The following is a 17,982-nucleotide window of genomic DNA, read 5'->3' as shown; positions in this document are numbered from 1 at the left end:
ACTGTTCGTTACTTAAGTCTCCTCGGTTCATCTTTACTACATAGCGATCGCCTATTTTTTTAGGATACAACGAGTTTGAAAACACGCCCTAGCCCGTCGTAGACATCGCCAATAGAAAAATGCGATCGCAGCATTGACGCAATTGGGGAAGGCTGCGCTAGATTGGGAGTGCCAGGTACGAGCATGATGACTTGTCGTTAATAGCCTAGATCGGGGCTAAAACTCCCATGAAATTGTGCCCAACACAGTCAACGGCGCACCGGGATAGATGATGTTTCTTGACTGACTAGTTTCGTAGTATTTCTCATCGAAGAGATTCTTGATATTGATTGCAGCCTTCCAGTTATTGCGTTTGTAATAAAGTGCCGCATCTGTTCGGAAGTAGCTGGGTAACACAACACTGTTATCCAACTCAGCCTCTCTATCTCCCACATAATAGAGTCCCAATCCAAATCCCAAACCTTGTAGCTTTCCCTTTAGAATTTCATAGGTTGTCCACAGACTAGCAGTATTCTTCGCCACATTGGGGAACAAATTCCCAACTGGGAATAGATTGTCTTTGGTGATTTCAGCATTGGTATAAGCGTAAGAGCCAATAATTTTCCAACCGATCAGAATTTCGCCTGTAACATCAAGTTCAACGCCTCGACTACGTTGCTCTCCAACTTGAATGGAAAAATTAGGATTGTTGGGATCATCTGTCTGAACGTTTGTTTTTGTAATCTGGTAAGCCGCTAATGTTGCAGATACTCTATCGCTCACATCGGCTTTGATACCCACCTCGTATTGTGTACCTCGTGTCGGCTCAAACGTAGAACCGTTAGCTGATTTCCCAATGGTTGGAACAAAAGAACTGCTATAGCTAGCGTAGAGAGAAATTGGCGGTATGGGCTGGTAGACAAGACCCACCCGAGGACTGAAAGCTTGGTCAGATTGACTGGTACTGGTTCCGGCAAGTACATCTTTATTTTCCTGATCCGAAAAGTCGAAGCGTCCTCCGACTAGTAGCTTCAAATTGTCTAACAGGCTAATCTGATCTTGAAGATAAAGCCCTAAACTATTGGTGCTGAATTGGATATTGAGGCTAACTGGAAGACCAGTAGGGATGGGAGTGTTGTAATCTGGATTAAAAATGTCAATTGGTGGCAAGTCAGCAGACTTGACTATGTATGGACCAGTGTTTCTGTTCAACTTCAACCCGATAAGGGATTGATGCCTAATTGACCCAGTTGTAAACTTCCCTGTGACCTCAGTTTGCAGGTCGTAGTTATCAGTTGGAAATCTATCATTAATAAAACCCCGCTCAAGGAATCGGTTGTCGAGCAAATCCCCTGGATTCGCGTAGCGATCGCCTTCCTGAGTGGAGGTGATGAAAAGGGCATTGCGTAGCTGCCAATTATCGCTAAACCGATGTTCTAATGTATAACTACCTTTGTAAATTGTGGTGTGTTGGTATGCTTGAGGAAAGCCTAAGAATCGACTAATCGGAATTGGGGCTGGTCTGTTGCCAATAGCAGGTATGCCTCGATCAAGAACAGCATCACTGTTGAGATACTCAAAATCAAAGTTTAGTTTTGTATTGGTACCAATTTTCTAGGTTAGAGATGGCGCGATGAAAATCCGTTCGGAGTTAACAAAGTCACGAAAACTCCCGGAGTTTTGGTAAGCAACATTTAAGCGATATAACAAAGTTTTGTCTGTATTCAGCGGACCAGAGATATCTAAAGTTGGTCGATAAAAATCGTAACTTCCGGCGGTAAAGTCAGCAGCGTAATAAGGCTCACTTAGCGGCTGCTTCGTAATAATGTTGATAATCCCACCCGGTTCTGCCTGACCAAAAAGCACTGACGCAGGTCCCTTAAGAACCTCTACCTGTTCCACGTTTGCTATTTCTGGTACGGTGTAGAAGTTGGTATCACGGAATCCATTTCTAAAATTTCCATCCTGACCGAAACCACGAAGGATATAACCACCAGATCCTGCACCCCCGAAGTTACCCGCTTGTGTAACGCCACTTACGTTTTGCAGTGCATCTTGTAGCCGCACTGCCCTTTGGTCTTCTAACACCTGCCGGGGCACCACCTGAATCGAGGCGGGAATGTCACGCAGAGGGGTATCGGTTTTGGTCGCAGTGGAAGCATTTGATACACGGTATCCATCTTGCTCCCCCGTCACCACCAACTCAATTGGCTGATCACTTTGTGCTGATGGTTGCTCAGGCTGGGTTTGGTTAGTTGGCTGCTCTGGTTTTGGTTGCTGTCCTTGTGTTGATATGCCTACAGGCGTGAAGCCAAAAATCAAACCCTCATTACTGTCAAATAATTCAACTTTGGGTATACCTGCTTCCCCGTCACTGCTATCTGAATATTATTCGCATTCACCTGAGTCACTACAACTGAAACAATTTCCTTGGTTGGGCGATCGCTGCGAAATTCATTCTTCCCCTCTGGCAATACCAGCACCGCATTCGGAATCTCAGCAATCAAACTATTACTTTCACTCTTGATAACAGGTTTAAGTGCTTCCCCTGTCTGTGTTTGGAGAATTAATTCAATCCCTGTACTTGTGGAATTAACTTTAATGCCTGTAATTTTGATAACTGCTAACTCAGGTTGCTGTACGAGCAATTGTGTAGCACTTGTTGAGTAATTTAATATATCTCGAACTCTGCGTAATTGCTGAGTTTGCTTTCCCAGTGCTGGTTGTGTAAACAAGGCAATGACTGCCAAAATAATCCCTACCACACTCATCCCGCACACTTTTTCTGACTGCATATATTCACTCCTCAAAACTGGCAAATACTTTATAGAGAAAATTTGCCAATTAATTTCTGGGATGAGTTTACCATCTGCTCTGGTTAATGAGATATTTTATTATTAACCTAAAGACACTAAGCTTAAATGCGTCCTTACAAATTCCAATTGCGACGGAAATGAAAGAAGCCTTCCAGAAACTCTTGCAAAGCAAGATTGCTATTTAACTTTTGCTTACTCCACTCTCTTGCAGTTTCTTCCAGAATTTCTGAGAAACTAGGATAGACGGAGAATAGATTTGCTAAATCTTTGATTTTAATCTTTTGTGACATTGCCAAAGCAATCAAATTAATTAATTCTCCAGCTTCTGCCCCAAATATCGAAGCTCCCAAAATTTCACCGTTGTGTAGCACAATTAATTTACATATACCAGTGGTTTCATTCTGAAGTTGGGCTGCTGCCACTGTTTTAAAATACTGTCGCAAAACTAAAATTTCATCTCGACTAAATTGGCGTTTTGCCTGGGCCTCTGTCAAACCTACTTGCGCCACCATCGGTACAGAAAACATCACCCAAGGAATGGAGTGATAATTTACTTTTAACCTGGGGAAAAAGAGTGCATTGTTCAGAGCAATTTTTGCTTCATAATTAGCGATATTGGCAAAGTCGTAACCACCAATTACATCACCACAAGCGTAAATGCGGTGGTTAGTGGTTTGCAGTTTATCATTCACCACTAAACTACGCCGATGCCATTTCACACCTACCGTTGCCAAATTTAGGGATTCAAGATTCGGTTGTTGTCCAGTCGCCACTAAAATTTCATCAGTTTCAATGGCTTTATCTCCTGCTTGAATCCACTTTTTATCCTCAATCAGCCTCACCTGAGTTACTGGTTTATCAGTGAGGACGCACACAGCTTCAACTTCCAACTGTGCCTGAAGCAGTATGGCTATCTCAGGGTCAAGATGGGGTAGAACATAGGAATGCTTGACTACCAGCGTCACACTGCAACCAAACCGGGCTAAAGTTTGAGCGATTTCAATGCTTTGGGGAATCCCGCCAATAATTACCCAATTTTTGGGTAATGTCGCTCCTTGTAAGGATTGCCAAATATTAGATAGGGTAAAGTAGCCAGTGGCTTGCAATCCTTCAATCTCTGGAATTTCTGGATGCGAACCACTGGCTAGCAAATAGGTACGGGCGCGTAGTAGGCGATTATTAACGGCAAAAGCCAGTTGGGGTGAAGATTGAAATTGACCATTGCCAACGATGACATCTACCCCCAGCGCAGCTAGGATGGCTGGAGAATGCTGTTCTTTGAGATTTGAGGCGACGCATTGAGCATACAGCATCGCTTCTTGCCATGCCATAGATATGTGGCATTCTTCTGAGGTATTAGTGTGTATGGCATGAATACCAAAACCAGTAGCATCATTCAACTTCTGCGCCAGTTTACCGATTTCGGTAAGAACATGGTGATAAGTAAACCCGTAGTCTACTTTAGGTTCCACCAGGGCAACTGTAGCACGTAGTTGGGTTGCAGCGAGGGCAGCGTAGTATCCAGCAAGACTGCCGCCAATAATTACGACATCGTAGTCAACGGTCACGTGAATTTAGAGTTAGGAATTATGAGTTAGGAATTATGAGTTAGGAATTATGAGTTAGGAGTTAGGAGTTAGGAGTTAGGAGTTAAAACCTTTCTTCAACTTATAACTCTTAACTTATAACTTATAACTCCTAACCTCTTTTAGGGCTGTTAGTAAGCGTTGGTTATCGAACTCTTCACGTACAGCAACACGGAAAAAGCGATCGCCTAGTTCTTTAAAGCTAAGGCAATCGCGGATTAAAATCTGGTGATACTTGAGTAATTGTTGCTGTAAGTGCGAAGTAGATTCTTGGGACTCAACCAGTAAAAAGTTAGCAGCACTTGCTTGGGGTTGCAATCCTGGGATTTCAGCTAAACCCTGAAAGAGTTGGTTTCGTGCAGGTGGTAGCCATGCCCAGGTTTGCTGCTGAAACTCCGTATCCTGGAGTGCCGCAATTGCCGCCGCCGCCGCTAGCGTGTTTACAGGCCAGGGGTCACGCCATAGCTGCCATTTAACTAGGCAGTCGGGGTGTGCGATCGCATATCCTAATCGTAGTCCTGGGAGACTGTAAAATTTGGTCAGCGATCGCAATATTACTAAATTTGCATATTCCTGTACCACCGGAATCAGGCTTTGTTCCTCATCGGGTGGCACAAAATCCATAAATGCTTCATCCACCACGACTAAAGCAAATTGCTCCAGGTAGGGCAAAATAGAGTCCCGCAAAAATAGCTTTCCGGTTGGGTTGTGGGGATTATTCAGGAGTAGTCCTTTATCTAAAGTCCCTAAAGTTCTCAGTGCCAAAAGCTGGCGCACCCTGCGGGAAGCCGCAGAAGCGTCTACAGACTTCTCTGTTTGTTCCTTGTCAACAATCAATGACGAATCACCAGTGACTAATGACAAAGGACACTCCAGCACTTTAGCGTTGTACGCCCTCAGGGTTCGGTAGTAGTCGCTAAAGGCTGGAGTTATTAAAGTTGTCGCGGCTAACTGGGCTAATTCCCTACCGATTAAGGTGAGTAATTCTGCGGAGCCGTTACCCGGCAGAATCCACTCACGCGGCAGTTGATGGAAGTGACTGAGAGCTAGTCTCAGTTCACTATAATTTGGGTCTGGATAGTGCTTAAGATTACCAATTTGGGACTTAATAGCAGCGATCGCGCTATTTGGAGGCCCTAACGGACTGATACTAGCAGAAAAATCCAGAATCGCATCAGGGGGACAGCCAGCCAGTGCTGCTGCCCAGGCTAAATTTCCCCCATGTGCAGGTTGCCGCATTAAAAAAGGGTTCCCGAAGACAGAACCTATGATTTTGGGGGTGCTACCTTTTCTCTAAACAGTTTTCCTGCCGAGAAGGCAGGAACTCTCGTCGCTGGAATTTCCATCTTTTCATTTGTTTTCGGGTTGCGACCTTCACGGGCTTTACGTTCCCGTGATTCAAATGAGCCAAATCCCACCAACGTTACCTTATCACCAGAGGAAACCGCTTCAATAATCGTTTCCAAAGCGGCAGTTAAAACTGCATCCGCTTGTTTCTTGGTAACACTAGCCTTTTCAGCTACGGCATCAACTAATTCACCTTTATTCATGTCAAACTCCTGAAGGTTTACTTGAGATTCTTTACGGATGCACCTTGATACATCTGTACTGAAATCTCGGTTCGTGGAAATACAAAAATCATCCTTTGGGAGTATCTTTACTCAAAACGGCTGTACATCCCATCGGCTCGACTTTTCAATGAATCATTCTAAGGTGTTGTAGCCTGATGTGGATAGATGAAACCATTAATTTATATAGATTTCAGGATTTTTTGTAATTTTAGGGTAGTTGTTTCCCTAAAAACCACCCCAAAACTAGGAAAAAATACTTAGTAAATCCCGCAATTGCTAAGAAAACAGGGAAGTGGGGAGATTGGAGATGATTAGCATTTGTTGGGATTCATTACCGATGGTGAAGAGTTATTACTGAAATTAATTAATATTTATGAAAAATAGTTTGTAGTAAGCACTTTAGTACTTAAAGAATAAAGACTTCAGTCCTTACTATGAACTTGCTTACCCATCAATCCAGATATTCATACAGTCAATTGAGGAAAGTCTGTGCGCCGCGCTGCAAATAACAAACAGGCTTGGATCTCTTCTGGCTCTAAATCAGGAAAATTCTCTAAAATTTCGGCTGAACTCACATTTTCAGCGAGCATCTCTAAAATATCACTTACACGGATTCGTATTTCTCTAGTACAAGGGTGACCTCCGCATTGCCCAGGATTTTGGGTAATTCGGCTCATTAGACTAGCTAGAGTCTTTCATCACTAGAAATTTTTTGTTGCACCCAAACCCGAAAAGCGCGAGTAGTAGCAATTTCCCCATTCTTCTTCGCTTCTTGGATAAATCGAGGAATCTCCTTCACTGGCACAGGCGCAAAAGTAGGGCTGGTTTCGACTTCTGAATACTGCCCATCTGCAAGAGTGTAGACTCGCAACACACTGCCGTTATAACGCCAAAATTCTAGGACTCCCATCGCAGCATAAAGCCTCAGCTTGTCTATTGCAGACCTGGAATATTCTACCTCTAGCACCAGGTCAGGGGGCGGGTCGGTGGCTATGTCAATATTTTCTTTATCTCGAACTAGCGCTTCATTTTGAATATAGTAGCTACTATCTGGCTCGGCTCCCTTCTCTAAATCATCTCGCGTTAAAGTTAATGAACCAGCACGTCTAATTTCCCAGCCTAACTCTTCGCACAGGACAACAACAAAACCTTCAATTACACGGTTTGAGTTCTCGTGCGGCATTTGTGGGGTCATAATTTCTATCGTTCCATTGTCATAAGCAAATAGGGAATTACGTTCTGAACCCATTTCAGCCAGCATGGTTTTAAATGTTTGCCAGCTAATGTTATGGAGTAAAACCCTATTTTCTGCGGATGTTGTTATTGCCACCATAGTTTAGTTCTCTGCAACAAACTTTTTTGAGTACAGTACCCTTTAATATTACTGTTAAGGCTGAACGTAAGAAAGCGATATGATTGAAACGACTACTAGGGGTAATAGATTATGACTCAAGCCATACCAAAACTAGTAACCTTTGAAGATTTTGCAGCGTGGCGACCCGAAGGTGGAAGATATGAATTACATGATGGAGTGATTGTTGAAATGGCACAACCAGTAGGAGACCATGAGGATATTGTTGGGTTTTTGGTTGAAAAATTTGCTATTGAGTACGTTCGTAATGGTCTACCTTATACAATCCCCAAAACTGCGCTCATTAAACCAATTAATTCGGAATCTGCCTATTCTCCAGATGTGCTATTACTGAATCGCCCTAATTTAGTGAATGAGCCGCTATGGAAAAAAGAATCAACTGTAAGCCTTGCAGCATCAATTCCCTTAGCAGTTGAGGTAGTTAGTACCAACTGGGATGATGACTACTACACAAAGCAGGGTAAGTATGAGGGTATTGGAATTCCTGAATACTGGGTTGTAGATTATCTCGGTCTAGGCGCTAAAAAGTTCACTGGCAACCCCAAACAGCCTACTATATCTATTTATCAATTAATTGATGGTGAATACCAAGTTACTCAATTTAGAGGCAGCGCTAACATCGTCTCGCCTACTTTCCCGGAATTGAATTTAACCGCCGAACAGATTTTTCAAGCTGGAGGTCTACCAACGTAGCTACAACCCCACTTGCTGTTTTATAAGTATGTAATAAATAAAGTCTATAGACAGAACCTTTTACCAAATTCGTTGTATATCGAGTACAAAACCAGGTAAAATATTTTCGCCGGAAATAGTTTGAGGAAATTTTAAAACTTCCACATCTTGTCCTGGAAGATATATTTCTACTTCCTGTTTATTTCGGTTGATTAACCAACCTAGACGACAACCATTTTCGATATACTCTTGCATCTTCTTCTGAGTTTTTTTAAGTTGTCATTAGGCGAAAGTATCTCAATCACAAAATCAGGACATAGAGGAATAAATTTTTCTTTTTGTTCTTTAATCAAAGCATCCCAACGAGATTTTTCCAGCCAAGAAACATCTGGAGAACGGTCAGCCCCTGAAGGTAAAGTAAATCCAGTTGATGAATCAAAAACTTCGCCTAATTGATTTTGGTCGTTCCATAACCATATTTGAGCGTTAATAGTAGAATTACTTTTTCCTATTTCTCCTCCCGTAGGTGGCATTATAATCAACTCTCCTTGGGCATTGCGTTCTAATTTTAAATCGGGATTTTCTTCACACAATTGATAAAACTGATCTCTTGTCAGTTTAATTACAGAATTGAGGTTTAATGTAAGTGCTGTCATAAGAGTATTTCCCTTTTTATTTAATGACTGGCTACAAACCTTCAGTTAAAGTTTTTTGGTAAATTATTTTCATTATTCTCTACTCTGTAGCCTACCTCTGCGACTGGCGAGTTCTTTTTCGATTTTATCTTCATCTAATAAATGTTTACCAGAAGCAACAATCTTAGTGCGAATTTGCTGCAAACGTTCGCCCAATGGAATTTTATTTGCAGAGTTTTTAAAACCAAGAAATTCAACAAAATCTAAAACTTCCTCTTGTTTGTCTTTTGGAAGAGAACGCCACTTTGTTAATAACTTTTGTTCTGGACTCATTAGTATTTACCCACTACTGTTACTTCTATTGTGATTGGGTATTTTTATTCTAGAATGACATTTAAATTTAATCCTACTCGTGAACAACAAGATCCCCGACTTATTAAAGAAGTCGGGGATCTGAGCCTTTGCCAGAGGTGACTCACCTTGTCCATTATCTTTATTACCTACCAGGAATCTTCAACCCCCGACGCTCAAGGATTTGCCGCACTTCTGGGCTGGGGGTGTAGTTATAGCCGTAGGAAGAGTTCTCAGAGTCATCCATAATCTGAGGTGTGAGTAACACAATTACCTCATTGCGCTGATTACTTCTGCTTGTACTTCTAAACAGCGCACCAATCAAAGGAAGATCACCCAAAATAGGAATCTTGGAAATACTTGTCCGGTCTGCATCTTGAATGATGCCACTCAGGATTAGTGTCTGACCATCTCGTAAGCGAATTAAGCCAGAAGTAAGGGAGCGTTGAGCTACTAAAGTAATACTTCCATTTCCTGTATCTGCTGTGCCTGAAGGAGCGCTGACAGTAGGAGCAACCGATAAAGAAACGAAACCATTATCGTCAATCCGCTCAATTCTTACATTCAAGGTTAAGCCAACGTTTTGTTTAACAATATTTCTTTCTGTCCTAGAACCACCAGAAGTATCCGTTATTTGAAGGGTTATATTTCCCACTACTTCTTGAGTCAGGTTGATAAGAGCCTGTTGACCTTCTTGCACAATTAAGGTTGGGTCAGTCAAAATCTTGGCGTTGCCATTTGTCACTTGAGCCTGCAAGCTAGTGAGAAGACGTTTGGGGAATTGGTATAGACTTGGCAAGCCATATGTGATTGTTGGAGGGGTCGTCGCTGTTGCTGGTGTAAATGCTGTGATACCTGGTTGTAGTGGATTAGAGCTTGCGCCAGCAGTAGCTGTTGGGCTAACAAAAACATTTCCGGTAGCAAAAGGATTCGTAATAGTAGGCGTCTGAGTCAAACTGTTTCTCGCTTCAGCACTAGTAGTTGGTCTGGAACCGCCGAAATTAAAAGACGCTGCACCACCATCATTGCTAAAGTAGTTGTTGCCAATCCCAAAAGAAAAGCTAGTGTTGTAGTCCTGGATGTTATTGAGATTAACATCTATAATCTTGACGTTGACTACCACTTGACGACGGCGGATATCAAGCTGAGTTAGTTGAGCCATTGCCATCTCAACTAGCCGGGGAGAGCCAATTAAGGTGACAGAATTGGTGCGCTCATCTCCTAATGCCTGTAAACCTCTCAGTAATGGGCTAGAGTCTTTAAAATCAACGCGTAGAGGTTCAACTATGTTTTCCGTCGTCGTCAGAGTTTGGGTAATAGGAGGAGATCCAGCCCCAACAGGCACAGCATTAACGCTGGTAACTTGTCGTTCGCGACTGACGGCGCTTTCTGCTCCTAAGCCGACCAGAAAATTCAAGGCCACTCCCACTGTTACCTGATTGAGTCGCAGGCTACGCATAACCATGTCACGGGTCGCATTAGGTAGTTTAGCCCCTACAAAAACTGTACGACCACTGCGATTAGCTTCTAGACCACTCAAGCGCAAGACGTAGTTAAACACATCTTGCACTGGCTCGTTTTCTATATCTAGGGAGATTGTTTGAGAGGTTGCTTGTGCAGCGCCACCTTGCTGACCTCCAGCAGCTTGCTGACCTCCAGCAGCTTGCTCACTTCCCACGTAAGCCAGGTTCAAATTAGCTGCACGGGCAAGCAATGACAAAACCTCACGCACAGGCGCATCTCGCAATACTAGACGGGGTACGCGTTCCTGAGTTCCTAAGTCAATGCTGCTAGGAGAAGCATCGGTAGCGGAAATAGCAATATCTCCCACTGGTGGGGCAACGGCTCTAGGTAAGAAAGGTGGAGCCTGACTCACAGGTTGACCTGACCCAGCAGCTTGTGCAGGTTGTCCGTCAATGGTGATTTGCGGGTTAGGAACGAGAACACTTGGCTTTTGACCAGGTTGGGCTGGAGTAGTAACAGGCGGTGCTGTGGATGTTGGCGCTGTTGGCGTTGGTGCTGATGCTGTAGTGCCACCCGATGGGCTAAAGCTGAGTGTAATTCTATTTGGCGATCGCACCACAGGTTGACTGCCAGGTGTGTTGTTGCTGCCAGTTACCGTGACTCGGATGCTATTGGCATCAAGCTGATTAACCTCAACAGAGGCAATTCCTGGTGCTGGGCTATCTCGACGAAAACTTTTACCTTGTGGTAATCGTAGTTGAGTATTGATAATATCTGCGACTAAAGCCTTACCTCTTTTTGTAGTGAAAACTTGGGGGCGCGACGCTGAAGAAGTTTTCAAAGCAACGCTAATTCCACCATTAACTGGATTTAACTGTACATCAGTAACTTGACTCATTTGTGCCCAAACTGGTTGAGCCACCAAAAATACAAAAGCGGCAGTACCTAATATAAAACTATTACCGTGAAGCTGTTTCACAGTTTATTCCTCACTTTATAAAACCTTGTTTACAAACAATTTTGAATAGTTTGCTATGAGTGCTGAGTTTTAAAAATTATGAGTGAGGAATGAGGAGTTAGAAGTGATAAATTAAGAATGAGAAGTGAGGAGTTAAAAATGAGAAATTCTAACTCACAATTGATCACTCTAACTCCTGTACAGACGCGATTAATCGCGTCTCTACTCCTAACTCATAATTCATAACTCATAATTCATAACTCATAATTACTTTTTCGGAGCAGTTTTAGCTATCGCGGCTATTTCTTCTGGACTGAGCGGCATCAATACCTGTAGCTGGAATGATGTATTAATTGCTGTTGGCCCTATCTGCATCGGCGTTTTATCTAATGGGGATCTTGACTCTACTGGAGCCAAAGTTGCTTGATAATCTTTAACTATTAACAAAGGCTGTAACCGCTCAATGTTACGAATTATCGATTGTGTTTGTTCATAAGTTGCTGTAATTTCGGCATTGATAGTACTGCGTTGCAGCTTGCCATCAACCTGTAGTCCTAGAGTTCCATCAGTAATCGGTTCTGGTTTTTGGGAAACTGGCACAAATTTATTCAGTTTGGCTCTCACTGCATTAATAGAAGTTGGAGTATTGCCAGACTCAATCAAGCGATTGATATCCAACAGCAATGTATCCATGGTTTTTTCGTTAGCAAATAAATCTAAAACCTGAACTTTTTGCTGTTTTGCCTGTGCTAGTTCGTCTTTAACTTTGGCAATCTGTTTGATATTGGCTTTTTTCTGCTCAATTTGTGCTTGCAGTTCTGAGCTTTTAGCTTGTTGCTGCTGATAGCTTTCCCAAGCTGGCATTAGTAGGTTTAATAATATATAACCTGCTCCTGCTAAACCAATTACCCCCATCAAGATCCCAATAATTTTTGGTGTAAAGGCAATACCAAATAGCATGGGGGACGATGGCGTTACCTGCTCGAATTCCCCACCATGTTCAGCAAAATTTAAATCATCACTCAGCGTCATTTTGGAATGACTCCTATTTGTTGCATACTACGAATTCGAGTCACTAACCCCACTGTGCCTTTTTTTTCCAACTCCCGGATTAATTCTGAAGCTGGAATATTACTCATACTCGATTGAATAGTGTATTCAACTACTTTTGGTGGCTTAATTATTACACCATTAGGAGGTTGACCTACACCTGGAGTTAAGGGAGCATCTACTAACGTTGCCGTCACAATTCTGCTTTCTGTGGACTTCAAGAACTGAGACTGTTGTAAACTCAATAAGAAATCATTGACATCGTTAAAAGAACGAGCCAATCCGGTAATTTCTAATCCCCCAGCGGGATTGTTTGCTGGCTGACCTGCAGCTACCGCAATGGGTGGGGTTTGCTTGATGCTCTTAATTTGCACTGCTACTGGAATGCGATCGCGCAAATCTTGCAGCATTGCTGACCAAGGACGAATCTGGTCAAATACAGTCACTAAAGCTTGGGTTTCCCCTTTAATTGCATTCGTCTCGGCTTTGATTTTGTTAATATTTCCTATTTCTGTATCTAACCTCTTGCTTTCTTGGTCTAGTTGTGCTATTTTTCCCTCTAATTCAACAATCTTCCCTTGCAAAAACCACCAACCAACTCCCAATAAAACTGGAAGACCTACACCTAGTGCAACTCCTACATACACTGGTGTCATATTCCCCGTAGGCAAATTTAGGGCTATTCCTCCCTTTCTCTCAGGCTTATTTTGGTATGCTGGGCGGTCTTTAAGAAAGTTAACATCTAAGCTGTACATTTTGTTACACCTCCCGCATTCCTAGACCGAGTACGATCGCCAAGCCAGAGCGTTGCACCTGTGGATATTTATCAGTGTCAACTTCTAAGGACAAAGCCCCAATTGGATCTATTTGGGTAGTTGGCAAGCTCAATCGTTGGGTAAAAAATTCATCTAGTTGTTGGAGTCCACCTCCTGGCCCAGCTAATAAAATCTGCGCTACCTCCAAATTTTCACTTTGATTGAGGTAAAAATCGATGGAACGGCGCAGTTCATCTGTTAGTTCTCCCAATACTCTCAATATGGCTGCCATACCAGGATCGAGTTCGGTAACGCCCGTTTTTCCACCGTCTATGGGAGTTGGCGGAATAATCATTCCGTGTAACAGTTCCATATCTCGTGATGTGGGTAAGCTCATTGCCCTTGCTAAGGCAGTTTGCATTTGATAAGTGCCTATGGGGACTGTGCGCGAAAATTGCGGCACTCCGTTAACAATGATGGCGATTTCTGTACTGTCGAACTCTATATCAACTAATACTGCTGCTTCTTGCGGACTAAATTGTCGCAGTTGCTCGCGAATAGTCCGAATCAGAGCAAAACTGTTAATTTCTAAAACATCGATTTGTAATCCTGCCTGCTCGAATGTACTTATATAGGTATCCGTTACCTCCTTACGGGTGGCTACTAGAAGTACGTGTACTTTTTCAATGCCATCTTCATCTACAAAATACCCAAGTTTCTGATAATCTACATCAGCCTCTTCACGAGGATAGGGTAGATACAAACCGGCTTCATGGTTTAGCACCATTTCTCGCAGTTCTTTGTCATCTAACTCTGCTGGCACAGGTATTATCCGAACGATGGAATCTCGTCCTGGTACACCAGTGGCAACACGAGAAGTTTTGATTTTGCTCTCAGTTAGTGCCTGCTGGATTAATTCCGCCATTGCTGGAGGGTCGTTAATTTGACCATCGGTAACTATGCCTTCTGGAACTGCTACCGATGTAAAGGTTTCTATTTTCAAGCCTTGACCCTGCTTGCGTAACTGAACTATATTTACCCGTTCGGGAGCAAGTTCAATCCCAACCCCTTTATTCGATTTGCCAAACAGACCATTGAAGCTTTTTACCACAAGTTCAATGCCGACCCCTTTATTCGATTTGCCAAACAGACTAGTGAAGCTTTTTACCACAGTTGTGCCCGCTGGACTGCTAAATTGGAAATTTAAATGATACTAAAAGATGGACTTGATGCTAGGTAATTTATTTAGCCGATAACCTCGACAATTCTGTCTAAGCTTTTCACACTGAGCAAGCGTAAAAATACTGGGAAAATGATTCAATTACGAAAATTTAAACAACTTGTTGCTTTGGTACTGGTTGGCTTATTAACCAGTTGGATTGTAAGTTGTAACACAGGTAATGTTGGTACAGGTACAAAACAAGCTACTTCCGGAGTGGCAACTGTTGAGTTTTGGACGATGCAACTCCAACCTCAATTTAGCGACTACTTCAAAAGCCTAATTGCGAATTTTGAATCGCAAAATCCAGGTATAAAGGTTAACTGGGTTGATGTACCTTGGGCGGCGATGGAGAACAAAATTTTAACAGCTGTCTTAGCAAAAACGCCACCTGATGTAGTTAACCTCAATCCGGGTTTCGCTTCCCAACTTGCCGGACGAAATGCCTGGTTAGATTTGGATGCAAAAGTCCCAAACGATGTACGTTCCTCCTATCTACCGAATATCTGGAAAGCAAGCACCCTTAATGGCAAGAGTTTTGGGATTCCCTGGTATCTCACCACACGGCTAACTATTTATAACACTGATTTATTAAAACAGGCGGGTATCAATAAATCACCCGCAACCTACGCAGAATTGGCACAAGCAGCCCAACAAATTAAAGATAAGACTGGCAAATATGCCTTTTTTGTGACTTTCGTACCGCAAGATTCCGGTGAAGTGCTGGAATCTTTCGTGCAAATGGGAGTCACCCTAATAAATGCTGAGGGTAAAGCAGCGTTTAATTCAGCACAAGGTAAAGCAGCGTTTCAGTATTGGGTAGACTTGTATAAAAAAGGACTGCTTCCTAGAGAAGCTTTGACCCAAGGACATCGCCACGCGATCGATTTATACCAATCTGGAGAGACTGCGTTTCTAGCTTCTGGGCTAGAGTTTCTGAAAACGATCGCTAATAATGCCCCAAAAATTGCTCAAGCTTCGGAAATAGCACCTCAACTCACTGGTGACACAGGTAAGAAAAATGTCGCGGTGATGAACATGGTTATTCCCCGCGATACCAAACAACCAGACGCCTCTGTTAAGTTTGCTTTATTTGTCACCAATGACGAAAATCAGTTAGCCTTTGCTAAAGCTGCAAATGTTCTACCTTCTACAGTCAAAGCATTATCTGATAGTTACTTTAAAAATGTTCCAGCTAATGCTTCAACAATAGAAAAAGCGCGAGTTATGAGTGCTAAAGAACTGGCAAAGGCAGAAATATTAACCCCTACCTTGAAGGATTCCAACAAACTGCAAAAGGCTGTTTACGAAAACTTGCAAGCAGCAATGTTAGGGCAGAAGACTGTAGATAAAGCTGTAGAGGATGCGGCGCAAGAGTGGAACAGTACTAGGAGTTAGGAGACACGAGACAGGAGACAAACGAAAAATAGCTAAATATAAGAATTTCGGGGCGGAAAATGGATGTAGGACTTACGCTTGCATTGTCAAAACTTAGGCAAGTTGCGTAAGTCCTGTTTGAAAAAGGGTGTCTTGGACAAACTACGCTTGCACCACAAAATCTAATGCCATAAGAGTTGGCGCACCAGTTAGAGTCGCAAATAGACCACCGCTACCAAAACCAGCCGCGCTGCCATTAGGGTTGTAGAACAACTGCCCACTCACAGGATTGTAGACAATTGTTGCCGTGCTAGTCCTTACTGAAGAAGTGATTTCAAAATCACTGCTGTTACTAAAACTTGCTCCCGCAGTTGAAGCGATGCCTACGGCAACCCGAAGCGGGAACGCACTAAAAGTAGTTTTATCCAGGATAATTTGATCACCTTGGGAACTCTTAAAGTCAGCGATCGCATCTACACCAACACTACCTTAAGCCCTGGAGTTTAGACTAAGCTATGGAAAATGACCCAGCAGGGCTGAGTTAATCAGAGACTTAACAAAATTATGAATAATCTTTAGTATTAAACCGCAACTGATGGTTGTTTACGTGGTGGTGTTAGTGTTTTTTTAACAATCGGGCAGCGGTTTTTACGGCTACGGTTTTTCCTGGTTCCCAACCAGGGGACTTTCCGCGAGGTTTGGGTGCAGAGGTCGGAGTACCAATCGCCGCAAAAACTCCTCCCAACGCTTATCGCGACTCGTCCAGGGGTCAATTTATCGAGGGACTTTTGCCTTTTCTTGATTATTCCCCATTTAGTCTCAGCCCAGAGATAATGATAATCAAATTTGAACTTACCCTAGTCCCATCCCCACAAACAGTAAACTTGTACTAGTTGCTGCACTCACTTTTTAGAGAGTATGTGCCAGTTGCGTAAGTGCTGACTATATTGCCTCTACAACGACGTTAGGACAGATATTAACCCTGTGAACGATCGAATCGTTCACAGGGTTAAGAGCCGTTGTAGGCAATTCTAGAGCATGTTGAGCGTTGCTGATTTAAAGTAGAAATCTAGATTTAGAGGCAGAAAATTTCGCATTTATACAAGATTTCTGAAATCACACAAAATCATTTTCAGACTAGGATTCAAGAACGCCTACTCTTCAAAGATTCTCTAACGTTGTCTTTTCTTAGCCAAGATTCTATAAGCGCCCTGACTGTAGTCCCAAGTAACATAAATGATGTGGTAATTACTATTATTTACGTAGGATGTTCCTGTTACGTAGGGGCTATTATTTCCTCCGGTGTATTGCCACTGATTTGTTAAATATCCGTAAGGATCATTACCGGGATCATTAGCGCACAAAGCAACATAATCCCACCTTCCTGTAGAACCTGGATTATTCCAGCCCAGAGCATATTTACCTTGACCATCAAATAGATCAACTGTTATTTCTCCGCTTGCTGTCCGACCTTGTTTAACTTCTGTGTCTGTTTCTGGTGCAGACTTCTTAATAATTTCTGCTTGTTTTTTTGGTTCTAAAGCTGTGTCTAGAGTTGTCATGATTTTTGAATCCTTTAATTTTAGTAAATTTGGGTGGCAAGAAAACTACTTGTTAGTAACGCTTCACGGAGGAGTTCAAAAAATGTCCCATATAAAATCACACGGAATCAATACGAAAACCAATTTAGATTTGATATTTTTCCGTTAATTTTGAGTAATCAGAAGTGCTACACTGGTTCAGAAATTGTCTAGGAAACATTTTCGGCATCAGAAATCACCTCAACCCAAAGCTCTGCAAGAGCTTTAGCATTTAGGTGAATGATCTATCCCCCCCGTAAACGGTTACCTTTTGTTTTTTTGCTTTTTGACTAAAGAGTAAATAAATCACGTAAAAGATACATTCTTACTATGTATATTCCTCATTAGCTTTACCTAAGCTAATCGTTCTTATAAAGTTTGTCAATAAAAACTTCACAATACTTCCGTAATTTATTAACCTCGGTAAAGCAATTCTGACTAATCGGGTTAAAATCGTTGTAGGCTGGCGATCGCAGGGTCTACAGTCTGACAATGAAAATAAATCGTTACGGACGTGCCAAAATTCTAACGTAGTTAGAGATACAGCAAATCTTCAGTCACGGGTTAGAAAATGACCGTGATGGCAACGAGAACACC

Annotated in this window: 18 protein-coding genes and 1 pseudogene; 2 read left to right on the top strand and 17 right to left on the bottom strand. The window is 42.5% G+C overall.

The window, feature by feature from the left end; translation table 11 throughout:
* Positions 1–59: 59 nt before the first annotated feature.
* From V7L29_RS35195 to V7L29_RS35155, 9 genes are all read right to left on the bottom strand, one after another.
* Positions 60–185, bottom strand: coding sequence for a hypothetical protein (locus V7L29_RS35195; RefSeq protein ID WP_334738392.1), 126 nt, complete (start codon positions 183–185; stop codon positions 60–62).
* Between the two features lie 31 nt (positions 186–216).
* Entirely contained in the window at positions 217–1,590 is a 1,374-nt protein-coding gene (locus V7L29_RS35190) for a TonB-dependent receptor (protein ID WP_334738393.1), read from the bottom strand.
* Between the two features lie 3 nt (positions 1,591–1,593).
* Positions 1,594–2,301, bottom strand: coding sequence for a TonB-dependent siderophore receptor (locus tag V7L29_RS35185; RefSeq protein WP_334738391.1), 708 nt, complete (start codon positions 2,299–2,301; stop codon positions 1,594–1,596).
* Positions 2,298–2,774, bottom strand: coding sequence for an AMIN domain-containing protein (locus tag V7L29_RS35180; RefSeq protein WP_334738390.1), 477 nt, complete (start codon positions 2,772–2,774; stop codon positions 2,298–2,300). Before V7L29_RS35180 ends, V7L29_RS35185 begins: the two co-directional genes overlap by 4 nt.
* 134 nt (positions 2,775–2,908) lie before the next feature.
* The gene (locus V7L29_RS35175; protein ID WP_334738389.1) at positions 2,909–4,363 is read right to left on the bottom strand and encodes a dihydrolipoyl dehydrogenase family protein; all 1,455 of its coding nucleotides are present in this window, start codon (positions 4,361–4,363) and stop codon (positions 2,909–2,911) included.
* Positions 4,364–4,477: 114 nt separating this feature from the next.
* Positions 4,478–5,620, bottom strand: a complete 1,143-nt coding sequence (gene cobD, locus V7L29_RS35170; RefSeq protein ID WP_334738388.1) for a threonine-phosphate decarboxylase CobD — start codon at positions 5,618–5,620, stop codon at positions 4,478–4,480.
* A 26-nt stretch (positions 5,621–5,646) separates the two neighbouring features.
* Positions 5,647–5,931: an HU family DNA-binding protein gene (locus V7L29_RS35165; RefSeq protein WP_103137906.1), complete on the bottom strand. Its 285-nt coding sequence runs from the start codon at positions 5,929–5,931 to the stop codon at positions 5,647–5,649.
* A 485-nt stretch (positions 5,932–6,416) separates the two neighbouring features.
* Positions 6,417–6,629, bottom strand: a complete 213-nt coding sequence (locus tag V7L29_RS35160; protein ID WP_334689952.1) for a DUF433 domain-containing protein — start codon at positions 6,627–6,629, stop codon at positions 6,417–6,419.
* Between the two features lie 8 nt (positions 6,630–6,637).
* Positions 6,638–7,285 (bottom strand): Uma2 family endonuclease, encoded by a 648-nt coding sequence (locus V7L29_RS35155; protein ID WP_334738387.1) that lies wholly within the window; start codon positions 7,283–7,285, stop codon positions 6,638–6,640.
* A gap of 111 nt (positions 7,286–7,396) precedes the next feature.
* Here V7L29_RS35155 and V7L29_RS35150 point away from each other — a divergent pair, with 111 nt between their 5' ends.
* A complete protein-coding gene (locus tag V7L29_RS35150) occupies positions 7,397–8,017 on the top strand; it encodes a Uma2 family endonuclease (RefSeq protein ID WP_334738386.1) in 621 nt (206 codons plus the stop codon).
* 60 nt (positions 8,018–8,077) lie between these two features.
* On the opposite strand, the pseudogene V7L29_RS35145 reads toward V7L29_RS35150, so the two are convergent.
* From V7L29_RS35145 to pilM, 6 genes and pseudogenes are all read right to left on the bottom strand, one after another.
* Positions 8,078–8,652 (bottom strand): annotated as a pseudogene (locus tag V7L29_RS35145) (Uma2 family endonuclease).
* A gap of 72 nt (positions 8,653–8,724) precedes the next feature.
* Complete coding sequence (locus V7L29_RS35140) at positions 8,725–8,964, bottom strand: hypothetical protein (protein WP_334738385.1); 240 nt, start codon at positions 8,962–8,964, stop codon at positions 8,725–8,727.
* A gap of 163 nt (positions 8,965–9,127) precedes the next feature.
* Positions 9,128–11,425 (bottom strand): AMIN domain-containing protein, encoded by a 2,298-nt coding sequence (locus V7L29_RS35135; RefSeq protein WP_334738384.1) that lies wholly within the window; start codon positions 11,423–11,425, stop codon positions 9,128–9,130.
* A gap of 246 nt (positions 11,426–11,671) precedes the next feature.
* The gene (gene pilO, locus V7L29_RS35130) at positions 11,672–12,436 is read right to left on the bottom strand and encodes a type 4a pilus biogenesis protein PilO (RefSeq protein WP_334738383.1); all 765 of its coding nucleotides are present in this window, start codon (positions 12,434–12,436) and stop codon (positions 11,672–11,674) included.
* Positions 12,433–13,209, bottom strand: a complete 777-nt coding sequence (locus tag V7L29_RS35125) for a PilN domain-containing protein (protein WP_334738382.1) — start codon at positions 13,207–13,209, stop codon at positions 12,433–12,435. The genes pilO and V7L29_RS35125 overlap by 4 nt, the downstream gene beginning before the upstream one ends.
* A gap of 4 nt (positions 13,210–13,213) precedes the next feature.
* Positions 13,214–14,320: a type IV pilus biogenesis protein PilM gene (gene pilM, locus V7L29_RS35120; RefSeq protein WP_334689961.1), complete on the bottom strand. Its 1,107-nt coding sequence runs from the start codon at positions 14,318–14,320 to the stop codon at positions 13,214–13,216.
* Between the two features lie 201 nt (positions 14,321–14,521).
* Here pilM and V7L29_RS35115 point away from each other — a divergent pair, with 201 nt between their 5' ends.
* Positions 14,522–15,826: an ABC transporter substrate-binding protein gene (locus tag V7L29_RS35115; protein WP_334689945.1), complete on the top strand. Its 1,305-nt coding sequence runs from the start codon at positions 14,522–14,524 to the stop codon at positions 15,824–15,826.
* Between the two features lie 141 nt (positions 15,827–15,967).
* Here V7L29_RS35115 and V7L29_RS35110 read toward each other — a convergent pair whose 3' ends face one another.
* Entirely contained in the window at positions 15,968–16,090 is a 123-nt protein-coding gene (locus tag V7L29_RS35110) for a hypothetical protein (RefSeq protein ID WP_334689944.1), read from the bottom strand.
* 887 nt (positions 16,091–16,977) lie between these two features.
* Positions 16,978–17,367 carry a hypothetical protein gene (locus tag V7L29_RS35105; RefSeq protein WP_334689943.1) on the bottom strand — a complete coding sequence of 130 codons (390 nt, stop codon included), beginning with the start codon at positions 17,365–17,367 and terminating at the stop codon, positions 16,978–16,980.
* Positions 17,368–17,982 lie beyond the last annotated feature (615 nt).

Source organism: Nostoc sp. (genome assembly GCF_036916575.1).
Lineage (GTDB): Bacteria > Cyanobacteriota > Cyanobacteriia > Cyanobacteriales > Nostocaceae > Nostoc.
Note: the sequence above shows the minus strand (reverse complement) of the source record. Positions and strands in the feature narration are given on the sequence as shown.